Annotated in this window: 11 protein-coding genes and 2 pseudogenes; 9 read left to right on the top strand and 4 right to left on the bottom strand. The window is 40.7% G+C overall.

All coding sequences use genetic code 11. From position 1 onward, the window contains the following. The first annotated feature begins 308 nt into the window (after positions 1 to 308). Together J2S00_RS19295 and J2S00_RS19290 are read left to right on the top strand one after the other, a co-directional pair. Complete coding sequence (locus tag J2S00_RS19295) at positions 309 to 668, top strand: type II toxin-antitoxin system RnlB family antitoxin (protein ID WP_307343796.1); 360 nt, start codon at positions 309 to 311, stop codon at positions 666 to 668. Positions 669 to 1,061: 393 nt separating this feature from the next. After that, positions 1,062 to 1,892 carry an ATP-dependent DNA ligase gene (locus tag J2S00_RS19290; protein WP_307343795.1) on the top strand — a complete coding sequence of 277 codons (831 nt, stop codon included), beginning with the start codon at positions 1,062 to 1,064 and terminating at the stop codon, positions 1,890 to 1,892. A gap of 344 nt (positions 1,893 to 2,236) precedes the next feature. On the opposite strand, the pseudogene J2S00_RS19285 reads toward J2S00_RS19290, so the two are convergent. Beyond that, positions 2,237 to 2,906, bottom strand: a pseudogene (locus tag J2S00_RS19285) (SOS response-associated peptidase). 113 nt (positions 2,907 to 3,019) lie between these two features. Here J2S00_RS19285 and J2S00_RS19280 point away from each other — a divergent pair. The 3 genes from J2S00_RS19280 to J2S00_RS19270 all read left to right on the top strand — a co-directional run bounded on the left by J2S00_RS19280 (position 3,020) and on the right by J2S00_RS19270 (position 4,304). Then, entirely contained in the window at positions 3,020 to 3,322 is a 303-nt protein-coding gene (locus J2S00_RS19280; RefSeq protein WP_307343792.1) for a hypothetical protein, read from the top strand. 559 nt (positions 3,323 to 3,881) lie between these two features. Beyond that, complete coding sequence (locus tag J2S00_RS19275) at positions 3,882 to 4,085, top strand: CNNM domain-containing protein (RefSeq protein ID WP_307343803.1); 204 nt, start codon at positions 3,882 to 3,884, stop codon at positions 4,083 to 4,085. Between the two features lie 39 nt (positions 4,086 to 4,124). Further along, positions 4,125 to 4,304 (top strand): transporter associated domain-containing protein, encoded by a 180-nt coding sequence (locus J2S00_RS19270; RefSeq protein ID WP_307343789.1) that lies wholly within the window; start codon positions 4,125 to 4,127, stop codon positions 4,302 to 4,304. Positions 4,305 to 4,728: 424 nt separating this feature from the next. On the opposite strand, the gene J2S00_RS19265 is transcribed toward J2S00_RS19270, so the two are convergent. Then, positions 4,729 to 6,192, bottom strand: coding sequence for a potassium/proton antiporter (locus J2S00_RS19265; protein ID WP_307343800.1), 1,464 nt, complete (start codon positions 6,190 to 6,192; stop codon positions 4,729 to 4,731). Between the two features lie 211 nt (positions 6,193 to 6,403). Here J2S00_RS19265 and J2S00_RS19260 point away from each other — a divergent pair, with 211 nt between their 5' ends. Both J2S00_RS19260 and J2S00_RS19255 read left to right on the top strand, forming a co-directional pair. Continuing rightward, positions 6,404 to 7,183, top strand: coding sequence for a transposase (locus tag J2S00_RS19260; RefSeq protein WP_307343786.1), 780 nt, complete (start codon positions 6,404 to 6,406; stop codon positions 7,181 to 7,183). Between the two features lie 79 nt (positions 7,184 to 7,262). Continuing rightward, complete coding sequence (locus J2S00_RS19255) at positions 7,263 to 7,793, top strand: transposase (RefSeq protein ID WP_307343798.1); 531 nt, start codon at positions 7,263 to 7,265, stop codon at positions 7,791 to 7,793. Between the two features lie 336 nt (positions 7,794 to 8,129). On the opposite strand, the gene secD is transcribed toward J2S00_RS19255, so the two are convergent. Further along, entirely contained in the window at positions 8,130 to 10,337 is a 2,208-nt protein-coding gene (gene secD / locus J2S00_RS19250) for a protein translocase subunit SecD (RefSeq protein WP_307343784.1), read from the bottom strand. 29 nt (positions 10,338 to 10,366) lie between these two features. Then, positions 10,367 to 10,738, bottom strand: a complete 372-nt coding sequence (locus J2S00_RS19245; protein ID WP_307343782.1) for a hypothetical protein — start codon at positions 10,736 to 10,738, stop codon at positions 10,367 to 10,369. A gap of 604 nt (positions 10,739 to 11,342) precedes the next feature. Here J2S00_RS19245 and J2S00_RS19240 point away from each other — a divergent pair. Together J2S00_RS19240 and J2S00_RS19235 are read left to right on the top strand one after the other, a co-directional pair. Continuing rightward, entirely contained in the window at positions 11,343 to 11,537 is a 195-nt protein-coding gene (locus tag J2S00_RS19240; RefSeq protein WP_307343779.1) for a hypothetical protein, read from the top strand. 245 nt (positions 11,538 to 11,782) lie between these two features. Next, a pseudogene (locus tag J2S00_RS19235) lies at positions 11,783 to 12,234 on the top strand (transposase); the annotation flags it as partial. Positions 12,235 to 12,500 lie beyond the last annotated feature (266 nt).

The raw sequence follows: 12,500 nt of genomic DNA, 5'->3' as shown, positions 1-12,500 counted from the left end.
GCCCTAAGCATGCATCTAAGACAAAGTATGAACATCGCTGCTTAAAACCAAAATTAAACATGGAAATCACCAGCCCGCATATGGTGGGGAGGGGGGAAAGTATACCCTCGATCACTTAAGATCAATAGCTTTACAACCAATTATGGTATTAGGTTCCAAAATCTTGTTTACCTCACGGTAAAAAAGGCATTTTGCAAAAGCCTCATTATTAATAAAACGCTTGAAATTATTGAAGAAACATACCGAATGTTACCCATTCATGAAGGAAACAGATCATTCTGAGAGCATAAATAGAAAAGGTGTTTAATATGAAAACATTTGAAATTAAAAAGGTTGAGGAACCGAATAATGTATGTTTGATTTTGTCAAATTCATACATTAACCCATTAGAGGAACTTGAAAGTATAGAAAGTGATTTGCAGAATAATTTTACCGGTAAGGTTATCTTTGACCTTTTACTATCCAACGGCAATTCCTCAAATCGATTTATGGAAGCGATTTTTGATGGGAATAAATTTGACTATTCCAGTTTCAAAATTATAACTGATGTTGATGTGACAATAAAAAAAATTTCCGCTAGCTATTACAGAAATAATGAGAACCTTATGCAAAGCACTATTGTTTCAGATGCCTTTAAATTTTTGTTGAGAAATGGAAAAATCCTGTAAATAGATATATGTTGCTTGTTTTGAGTAAAAGCGACCTCACCATAAGGTGAGGTTTCTTGATTTATGTGCGCCCGGCATGGGTGCGTTGCTATAGGGTAAAAGTCCCGAACGGGGGTTGGCGAGCGCCTACCGTTAGCTGAAGGTAAGGATTTCCATTGTGAGGCGGAATCTAAAAAATCTCGACATACTTTTTTTAAATCATCTATTTTTGTCAATTCGTGCGCTTGCCCGGGGAAATATATTTTTGGGATGCTGTCAGGCTTAGAACTTTGAAAAGGTGATTATCCCATCATCATAGTATAAGGTAATATTCCCTTTATTTCCTAGTCTAATTTACCTATCTTACCGTTTATAATTACGGTAAGGTAGGTGTAGCATATGTTCTTGGTATCTATGTTATGTGAAACTTCAGATAAACCTTTCAGTGATGATAAATATATCTTTGAACCAAAATTTGATGGGCACAGGCTGTTAGTCTCCAAAATAGGAGATGAAGTCAAGCTCTATACCCGGCACGGTAACAATTGCACCCTTAAGTACCCAGAACTCCTTAATGTTCCTGTTTTAAATAGCAAAGACATCATACTTGACGGAGAGGTTGTGGTTTTAGATAGGGAAACGGGCAAGCCTGATTTTGAACTTGTTATGAGGCGTTTTCAGGGTGGTAGCGGTCCTGCTGTACAGTTTGTGGCATTTGATATACTTCATTATGATGGAGAGGATTTGCGCTCCCTTGGTTTAATAGAACGGAAAGAGATACTAAGTGAGGTTCTAAAAGAAACCCCCTTTTATAGTGTCATCCGATATGTGGACGGTGAAGGGGAGGCGTTGTTTGAAGCTATACAGCGACATGACTTGGAAGGTATTGTAGCCAAACGTAAGGACAGCAAGTACGAGGGCAAACGTTCAAAGGCATGGCTAAAAACGATAAATTACAAGTATGAAACAGTGGAGATAGCAGGATATCGAAAAGATGAGTTTGGTTGGTTAGCCGAAGTTAATGGTCGTCCAGTTGGTGTGATTGAACTTGGTGTACCTCCAAAACATAAGTATGTCTTTTATGAAGTGAGTCGTCAGTTGATCGTTGAAGAAACAGAGGATATTGTTCGACTGGAACCATTGATCAAAGCTAAAGTAAAATTTAGGAACTGGACAAGGAAAGGTTTTATGAGATCGCCAGTGTTTATTGATTTTGTTACAGAAGGAACTGAAAAAACAAGCTAAGTGGTAAACATTTGTGTGCACAGATAACACAAAATATAAGGTTAAAATCAAGGAGAATAAGTAAAACAACCCCTCACCCTCATGGTAGGGGCTTTTTATATTTCTACGTCAATTTTTGGCTCATATCTTTTTGTCCTCCCTTTCTTTTTTGTTTTGTATCTAAATAGTAGAGGATTGACTTAATAATACTGAAGTCACAAAGCTAAACAAATGCCGTTTATTAGTGACATCGTAGGAAGGAGGGAATTTGATCATGGAATCTATTCTTATGGCCCTCATATTGATGTGGCTGATATTATCGGCCAAAGGTTAATGAGTGGGAGGATAACTTAGAGGGTTCAGGCCTATATTTTAGTTATGAGGTCAGGACCCTCGTTTTTTGGTGAGTTGACCTGTGTGGAAACCTCATAGACCGCCATCTCATCAGCTGGAAATGGCTTCAAAAGATCCTGTAGCAAATAAGTGTCTTCAATACTTCTATCCAACCAAGTTTCCTTATCTTCTTTTCGGAGAATCACCGGCATCCGGTTATGAATACCTGCCATAAGCTCGTTTGGCTCTGTAGTGATGATGGTGCAGGAGTGAATAACGGTCCCATCCGGTGATTTCCACCGATCCCACAGCCCCGCGAAACCGAAAATCTCATCTGATTTCATTTTAATCCTCATCGGTTGCTTTCCATTGGGTATTTTTTTCCACTCATAAAAATCCATCTGCTGGAATGATGCAACGTTGCCGTTTAAAAGCATTTTTAAAAGCCGGTTTTTCGGCCAGTGTTTCAGCCCTGTCGTTGATCATCTTATAACCTATCTTTAAGTCTTTAGCCCAAAATGGAACTAGGCCCCAACGCAACTGGCCGAGGCGGTTTTTCTCACCGTCATTGACAATGGCTAACACAGTTTGGCTGGGAGCAATGTTGTGACGTCTTACATATTCAAAATCATTTGCTTTAGTAGCGTTAAACCGATCTAAGACTGTATTTTCATCTACAGTAAGGGTAAATCTGCCGCACATATCAGTACTCTCCCTTCTTTAACAAAGTATACACTATCTATCTCATTTAAGTTGAAATAAAAACATATGTTCGTATATAATAAGAACAAATGTTCTATTAGGTGGATGGTATCATGAAAAATTTCTTACTGAAACAAAAAATGATGAATCATCCGGTGGATATTATCTATATGGACAAAAAAGGACACACCACATACCGCACTATATTCGTCAAGAAAATAACCAATGACAAGGTTATTGCATTTTGCACACTTCGTGAACAGCAACGCACCTTTGAACTAAACCGAATTTTGGCTGCTGAGAAAGCATCAATGTTGCGCATGGAAACAAAAATTACGCCTGGTTCCAACCTGATGTGGATTTCCAGGAGAATGATGCTCCCGGAACATGTTGAGGTGCTTCATAAGTTTCACTAAGAAAAGAGCAAGAAGCGGTAAACCAGAATATCATGAACAGTTATTCGCAGAATGGAACCTTGCCATTATGGAAGCATTCCATAACTAAAGGGTTATGTAAAATAACTTTATTTGGTGAATATGAAGACAAAGAAATCTCGGTAAGATTGAAAAAATTTATCAGGAAACAGGAAAGATTTAGATACAGGATGAAGAAGCAAATGGATAAGGTTTACAGATATCATTGACATTGAAATACTTTGAATTTCAATCACATTTTTTATCCCGTGAACAAAGAGGAAAGGATATTAAAGAAATGAGGTTACACCGTACTATGTACCCTCTGATCAGTAACATAAGACAGGGCTCCTTTGATGAATAAGTGTTCCTTAAAGCACTCAAATTAATATATAAAGTTCATATATAAAGACAATTTATCGTATAGGCTTTAACCCAAATTGTAATGGAGCGTGATGTTAAATTGGACGAGGTGCCGCTTAGTTTCTTTGTTCTGTTGCTTATGTTACTCGCTTTGTCTGCCTTTTTCTCTTCAACAGAAACAGCGTTCCAGTGTAAATAAATCCGGCTGAAGCACTTTGCAGACGAGAAACGGAAAGGAGCCCAGAAAACACTTTATATTTCAGAGCATTTTGACAAAGCACTGACCACCATTTTAGTAGGTAATAATCTGGTTAATATCGCTGCAGCCACATTAGCCAGCTCTCTTTTTTGTTGCCATGTTTGGGACAACTTATATCTTTTCTGCAGACTTCTCCTTGGATGAATTTGCCCGCATGACCAAGGTGGAGCTTCCTGACAGTGTGTGTATCACACCCTTGGCGGTTGGCTGGTTGAAGAATTTCAACGTGTACCCCAAAAAGGAGAGCAACTGTATTATGAAAATTTATTGCTGACCATCGAAGAAGCGGAAAGCCGCCGAATAAGAAAAGTCAGAGTTGAAATCAGAGAGTTTCCTCCTTCTGAAACAAAAGCTTATGTATAAACACAGTATATAAAATATTGCAAAGTTCTCTTGCTTTTTACATCGTGTAGAGGCTGAGCACTTCGGTTCATAAGTATATCCATGCAGATCTGCCTCCAATGGCTAAACCCAGAGGCCCAAAACTTAGTTTAATTCTTGTCATGAACGAATAATGTTATTTGCTTTAAGCTTTTTACAAAGATGTTATGGAAATGTTGCTGAGCCATGGCATTTTATTCAGCCCTACTTTCCTTAAAACGGCAAATAAAAAAGGATAGATTAAAGAGCGTGGTAAGGAGTTGCCTTACCACCCTTGTTTTTAAGAGTTTAGATGTCTTTGGAATGATGTTTTATACCTTGTCTTCCGATAAAAATGCTACGTACTTACATTGACAATGGGACGTGTGTTAACCAATCATATTTTATATCCAGCCGGTAGAGCTTTTTACCTGGTCAAAGTTTCTTTTAGTGCTTCAACCTGATCCTTATTCACAAGAACAAACAAAATATCCCCTTCATGGATTACAGTTGCTCCTTCAGGTGTTATGACTTGATCATTACGGACAATAGCACTAATCAATACCCGTTCTGGAAATGAAATATCTTTGATACGTTTTCCAACAACCGCGTCTTGTTTTTGAACGATATATTCCACGATTTCCGCATTTGTTTCACCTAATGAAACCAGCTCAAGGCTATGCGGAGAAGAGGGTTCTGGTGGGCCAACTAATCCCAGTTTTTTAGCCAAAGGTGAAATGGTTGAACCCTGAATAAGCGCTGAAGTCAAAACAACAAAGAAAACGAGGTTGAAGAACAAATGACTGTTTTCCAATCCGGCTAACAACGGGTAAGTAGCCAATACGATCGGTACGGCACCTCTCAATCCTGACCACGCAAGGAAAAGGTTTTCCCTAAACGTATAGCGGAAAAAGACCATGCTGATAAAAACGCTAAGTGGCCGTGCAATAAACATGAGAATAATGGAGATTAACAAACCTTTGAGCATCACGGTGCCAATAATTTCTGACGGAAAGACAAGCAATCCTAATAAGATAAACATCAGGATTTGCATCATCCAGGCAAAGCCCTCATGGAAGCGGAAAATGGCATGACGATACGGAACATCGGCGTTGCCGATGACCAGGGCTAAAATGTAAACAGCCAACAAGCCGCTGGCACCGATTATTGCTGTTACACCGTACCCGAGGATGGCCATCCCCAATCCAAGGACTGGATACAGTCCTCCTGAATCCAACCTGATTTGACGCAATACCCAAACTGCGCCTCTTCCAATGACATATCCTAATAAGAGACCTGCTCCCATTTGCCACAAAAATTGTGGTATCAAGAGAAGCAAATTTCCTTGATCTAAGCGTATTAATTCTATTAAGGATAATGTTAAAAACATGGCCATTGGATCATTGGTTCCCGATTCAGCTTCTAGAGTTGATTCTAACTTTTTCTGGATGTTTTTCCCTCTTAGTACGGCAAACACGGCAGCTGCATCTGTTGAACCGACAATGGCACCAAACAAGAACGCTTCCAGCCAGGTGACATCCAGAATAAGTTTGACGGCTATCCCTACGAAAAAGGCTGTGAGGACAACACCTAATGTGGCCAGGGTTAAGGATGGATAAGCGACGGCTTTTATGTTATCCCATTTTGTCTGTAAACCACCTTCAAACAGAATAATAATCAACGCTAGAATCCCAAATAACTGAGCCAATGAGGCATTATCAAAGTAAATGATCCCAAGACCATCACTACCCACGATCATACCCAACCCGATAAACAAAATAAGGGCAGGAACTCCAAATTTGTATGAAAATTTTGCAGCCAGGACTCCAGTGATGAGGAGCAGTGAGAATAAAAATATAAATTGATCGGTATCAATGCCAATATTCATCATCGTCATTGTGTCTTTATTTGTCCTCCTTTATTATTTATAACTCTCTCGGAAATCCGAGATTATTTATAACTCAAGGCGTAAGCCTTGGGCTTTTTTGTTTTTCCCTCCACAAAACATACGAACAAACTTTCCTCTTGACAAATCAGAATCGCCTCCACAATCGAGTTAAGGCATTTTTTTACAGACCTATCACTCAAAGGCGGTGATTCACATGTTAAGACCAAGTTTGACACACGAGCAATTTCAAACTTTTGTTTTAGAACAGTTGAAACGACATTATTTCTCAAAAGGGGAGATCATACCCATCCTTTTTAATCAGCAAGAACTGGCCAAAGTATGGGTCACCGACTTATCAAAACTCCGCCCCCTTATCCAGAAACAGTACTCTCATCGTGGCCGACCAGCTAAGGATCCCCTTTCTAAGGATCCCCTTTGTCTCTTTCGCTCTCTTCTTTTGATGCACTTTATAGGCGAGACTTCTATTGACAAGTGGGTCACCAAAATGCGCGCCTTTCCTCTCTGGGCCATTTACAGTGGCTTCAGCCCCGATGAAGTCCCTGGTGCTGCCACTTTTTATGACTTTCAAAGACGTTTATGGTTGAACGAACGTCCATACCAAACCTACAAGATTCGCAAGGCCCGACGTAAGCCTAAAAGAGGAACGAAGAAAGGAGAGAAAGCACCTTTACAAAAGCCTGGGATTGTACAGCGACTGGTCGGTCATTTTATGAAACATCCCGGAGACCCTTCCAAGTACCCGTACTACCTGTTACAACAGATTTTAAAATCGTGTTTTGTGCTGCCTTCGGCTCAAAAAGGGCTGCTGGGAGATTTAGAGAACCTCAGTGTCTCCGGGGATGGAACTTCCGTCCGTACCGGGGCTAGCCGGTACGGCAAACCAACATGTGAATGTATGAAGAATCGGGTCTATCGCTGTTCCTGTCCCCGCAGGTTCAGTGATCCCGATGCTTCCTGGGGTTGGGACAGTTAGCGAGAGACATATTACTATGGCCGTAGTCTTTACGTTTTTACAGCGTCAGACAGCCCTTACGATCTCCCGGTCTATCTGAATTTTTACTGCCGAACGGCATGACAGTGCCTGTTTTGTACCGTCCCTGTTTGAACTTAAGCATCTGTATTCCGATTTTAAGATCAAAGAATGTATTTTGGATTCGGCACACGATGCCATGGCCATTTACCAGGTTCTCCGGCACTTGGATATCAGTGCCATCATCGACCTCAATAAACGGAGCACTGGACATATCCAGCAGCAGGGTGAATTCACCTTCACTCCAGAAGATTCGGCTTATGGCAGGGTGTTTTACACGTATGAAGCCGACAATCTGCGATATTTCACACGGATTCCCCGTAAATCCAAGGCTTGGAAGGAACGTTACAAACGGCGAACGACCGTAGAACGAACCAATAAGCGTTTAAAGGAAGATTATGGGCTTGAGAACAAAAAGCGTAGAAATACCCGTGACTGGTATATAGAAGCCTTCTTGACAGCCATGTGCCTGCACATAGATGCATGGGTGAAACATGATGGGATCAACATGACTTCGTTGATTGATCAATGGGCGGCTCCGTTCAGACAATAAGCAAGATGAAGGTAAAATCATCCATTTTTTAAAGTAGCCCTCTGTTAGGGTTATTTGTCATGCCCATTTTTGAAAACAACATGAAAAACTGATGTATACTGTTAAATCTGCAGGTGAGTCCTTACGGACTGATCAATTTTATGAATCTATTTTCCGAGAGTCTTCATTTATTATGCATTTTGCTTATAAAGGAGTAAAGGTAAAGTAATTTTTCCCCTCAGTGGTGTAGGCTAGTTTAAGAGCAATTCTTGGCTTCCTCTGAAGAGCCTACTTCTGTGTTAAAACTGTGAGAAAGTGATAAGGGTAATCCTTACCACTCTCTCAGCTTGCGTTTTCCTAAACACTGTTGTGAGAAGACGTTGCTTTTTGTTTCAATTCTCTTGCTTTTAAAACACAGTAGAACTGAGCTGCAATGAAGATTGACGAATAGGCCCCAGCCATTAACCCAATTAATAAGGCAAAGGAAAAATTTCGGATGCCTTCTCCACCGAATAAATACAAGGCCAGAGCGGCAAATACAACAGTTAACGTAGTGTTGATAGAGCGGGGAAATGTATCAGTAATGCTTTGGTTGATTAACTTTCCTAAAGCATTCCTGTCGGTGATTTTGGCTGTTTTCATGTTTTCGCGTATACGGTCAAAAATGATAATCGTATCGTTAATGGAATAACCCACGACCGTCAGCACGGCAGCGATAAACGTTAAATCAACTTCAAGCCGAAAAATGGCAATCACAGCGATGATGAACAAAACATCATGGAGCAACGCCACAATGGCGGCAATAGCAAAGCGATACTCAAATCGAATGGCCACATATATTAAGATTCCTAGAGATGCCAAAAGGATCGCCCACACCGCTTTCATGGCCAATTCTTTGGCAATAACCGGAGAAATAGTCGTCTCGCTCATACTAAAATCCTCGCCGTAGATTGCGCTCAATATTTCATTGAGGTGGCCGATTTGTTCCCTGTCCAGTATGTCAGCAAAAACAACTCGGGCGATCTCATTTTGGTTCCCGGCCAACCGGATGTCACCGGGAAACAAGTCTATTTGGGCAAGCATATTTTCAATCTCAGCGATGGTAAGTTGTTGCTCTTCCACGGAAAACTCCAACTGTGTGCCGCTCTCAAAGTCAATACCCAGATTAAATCCTGCGAAACCGAGAACAAGCACACCCAACCCAATCAGTACAGCGGAAGCAGTCATAAATTTTCGCCAGTGTTGGATAAAGTCAAAAGCAAATGAATGAGGCGTGTGTCTCAGATGGATGTCTCCGATATCATTCTCTTTGACGCCAAACCAGCGTGGTTTTCCATCCAGCATCCGACTCCTGACTAGCAGACCAAGCAGCATTCTGGAGCCGAACACGGCAGTCACCAGGCTTAAAACGATACTGACTAGGAGCATCACAGCGAACCCTTGAATCGCACTGCTACCAAAATAGAATAGCACTAAAGCAGCGACAGCCGTGGTAATATTGGCATCCATTATCGTGCCCAAGGCTCTCCGGGAGCCTAAACGAAACGCCGATTGTATGGACTTTCCAGCTCTGATCTCTTCTTTCATTCGTTCATATGTTAGAATGTTTGCATCAACAGCCATGCCAATACCCAGAATAAGTGCGGCGATCCCTGGCAGAGTCAATGTGGCATTCATCCAGTTAAAGACCAGTAAGATCAGATACACGTAGCCGACCAGGGTCAGAGATGCCACTAGCCCAGGAAGGCGGTAATAGACCAACATATAAAGCATAATGAGAATGCCACCGATGATGCCAGCCCGCACCGTCATGGTCATGGCTTGTTCACCCAGTTTGGCTCCGACCGCCTGAGCGGATAGTTCTTCCAAAGTTACCGGTAACGCTCCGGCATTAAGCAAATCGGCTAATTCTTTGGCTTCTTCATAGCTGCTCAAACCGGTAATAGAACCGTCTTGACTTAACACCGCTTGGACAATGGGAGCCGAAATATATTTGGGATTGGGTTTTTGATTCTCTTCTCGAAAGGTGTCCCCTTCCTCCCAGTCCATCCAGATGACCATCGGTTGTTGATATAATTTTTGGGTTACTTCACGGGTCAGATCCGGATCGTTAAATTGGATGGCTACATACGGTTGATTTAAATCATCGAAGTGAACCCTTGCCGATCCTTCCCGGATGTTATCTCTGCTCATAACAAGATTGTCATCCACATCTCGGAAGGTCAGGTGGGCTTCAGTGGCCAACATCCGTCTGGCCTGTTCATGGTCGGTCACTCCTGCCAGTTTGACCCGAATGCGGTTATCCCCTTCAATATTGAACTCAGGTTCTGACACCCCAAGAACATCCACTCGTTTTTGCAACGCTGCCTGGGTATGCAATAACAAATCCTGGGTGACAGCTTGTCCTATTTTTACAGGCGTGACTTCGTATAAGATTTCAAATCCACCTTGCAAATCAAGACCCAAAGTAATGTCCTTTGCAACATCATCGTAAGTGGCACTCATCCAACTGAAAGCCAGTGTCACAATGATAATAAAAACGATAATACGGCTAAATTTATACAATATATGTTCCTCCTTCTGTGATGTCAAGATCAAACGAATATCGTTTGATTGGAGGAACCGTCAACCTCATCCCTGTCCATCACATACCGTTGCGGTGTACTTAATTGCTCCCAAAACAGTTGGGTTCTGATGTTTATAAATACCGCCACTGCTTCTTTGTATTTGGCATTGTCCCGGGATTGAAACTGACGCCTATCCCAGGTATCATCTAACATTGTTTTTTTATAAAAAACTGGTAATAAGTGTTGAAGGCGACTCCAGTCACCGACGAATTCACGCATACGTTGTTCCAGTCGGGTATCTTGATGACGAGCTGTCATATCTTCTTTGGCTAACTGATCCACGACACCGACATGAACAGCCTGTTCATCCATATGAGATGTTGCATCAGAGATTGCCATTGGAACCGATAGTCCCGTTATAAATAAGATGATAAAGATTAATAACAATGCTAGCAAATGACGCATAAATTCACCTCTGATTTTACCGGCGCTATAGATTCGGTGTTTTAACGATACGATAAGACCACTGATCATCTTATACTTCTTCTATTAAGCAATACCCATTTAATTATACCTTAACCTCCAACGTCTGAGTATGATATCATTACACTTAAAAGTTGAAAAAGGCTTCTATTTTAAAATCCTTCAAACAAGGTCATCTTATCTATTTTTGCGTTGATAAACTTGATGAAGGTCTGTGTTGTACACCTGTTTCTTAATTATAGAATTAACTTCCATACTCAGTATCAAATACAAACTGAAGCAGATACTCAACCATGCCAATGAAGCAAGGGCTCACACAAATGAAAAAATCAACGTCAGCAGGCTTAACAGAACTATCGGAGTCCACAACCTATGTTTTTTATTGATCAGTATGAAAAAATTCAGAAAACCACAAACAACAAAAAAAGAACTCATGACATGACCACTCGGAAAACTAAGAATATATACTCAAAGTGAATCCAAAAAACTCAAAGTAAGAAAGTTCTTCAGGTTGGTCACGTTGAAACAACGCTTATTACAGGAAATTAAATCCGCCACCGATGGCGAAGATAAACAGAGTGGTCTCTCTTACATGTCTTCTCTTTTCCATCCTAACCATAGGAACAAACCAACTGTAACCATCATGACCCATTCTTCAGAACTAAAGTATGTAATAATAGTCATTGTTGGTGTCCGAAAAGATGAGGACGGCTAACCACTTTATGGTCATTGTATCCAATGCCAACGGAACCGTTGAATGGACAACGATATAGCCCACATATCAAAATGTACCTGTACTCACGATTACTAAGAAAAACAAAATATAAGCTTAATTTGGTCATAAATGAAGAATCTCCCAGATGACGTACAATATTTTGTGTAACCACTTGAAAAAATAAAAATAGGTAGGGTATCCTCGGAATTGTCCAGATTCCCCAAGAGAAAGGAGTACCCTACCTTATGGTATCAAGTGTAACAAATTCCGGGATAAATGAACTTGATAACTTGTTAACAGAATTTTGTTAAAGAAAAACTTGTGCTCATTATGAGAGAGGAGCTTGAAAACTTTTTAAGAAAGACCTAATGAACCTAACAGCAAAAATGGCTATTATCAACGTTCATTAGACATATGTTGTGGCAAAATTGAAAACCTTATGGTTCAACGTGATCGACGAGGGATGTTTCATACTCAGCTCTTTGAACCTTACCAACGTCGTGATGGTTGGCTAGAAACAGCCATTATCAAAATGTATCAAAACGGGATGAGTACTCGTGAAATTGGTAAATTCATTGAAAGAATTTTGGGCTCATCCTAACCATCAGTAACAATACGGAGGTGGCCCTTAAAGGATATTGAACAATGGCAGCAAAGACCGTTAAAGAAGCGTTACTCCGTTCTCTATTTAGACGGCACTTAAACGCTATGAGATATAAGCTTCATCATCCTTATGCTATTTAAAAAAGTTTGAAGAACTTGTCAAGGGACTTGTATACACTTCGCCCTTGACAGAACCCTCTGATACTTTTTCATAAGTAATTAAGGATGATGAAGGTCTAAATATAGTTACGATTCCAGAGGTGCCGATGACGTACAATATTTTGTGTAAGCACTTGAAAAAATAAAAATAGGTAGGGTATCCTCGGAATTGTCCAGATTCCATAAGAGAAAGGAGTACCC

This window comes from Caldalkalibacillus uzonensis (genome assembly GCF_030814135.1).
Taxonomy (GTDB): domain Bacteria; phylum Bacillota; class Bacilli; order Caldalkalibacillales; family Caldalkalibacillaceae; genus Caldalkalibacillus; species Caldalkalibacillus uzonensis.
The sequence above is the reverse complement of the archived record's forward strand: the minus strand, read 5'-3'. Positions and strand labels throughout refer to the sequence as shown.

Bases quoted from the DNA above. Each gene is read 5' to 3' on its own strand.
- J2S00_RS19295 (WP_307343796.1), top strand. From the start codon at position 309: ATGAAAACATTTGAAATTAAAAAGGTTGAGGAACCGAATAATGTATGT.
- J2S00_RS19290 (WP_307343795.1), top strand. From the start codon at position 1,062: ATGTTATGTGAAACTTCAGATAAACCTTTCAGTGATGATAAATATATC.
- J2S00_RS19280 (WP_307343792.1), top strand. From the start codon at position 3,020: ATGAAAAATTTCTTACTGAAACAAAAAATGATGAATCATCCGGTGGAT.
- J2S00_RS19265 (WP_307343800.1), bottom strand. From the start codon at position 6,192: ATGATGAATATTGGCATTGATACCGATCAATTTATATTTTTATTCTCA.
- J2S00_RS19260 (WP_307343786.1), top strand. From the start codon at position 6,404: ATGTTAAGACCAAGTTTGACACACGAGCAATTTCAAACTTTTGTTTTA.
- J2S00_RS19245 (WP_307343782.1), bottom strand. From the start codon at position 10,738: ATGGCAATCTCTGATGCAACATCTCATATGGATGAACAGGCTGTTCAT.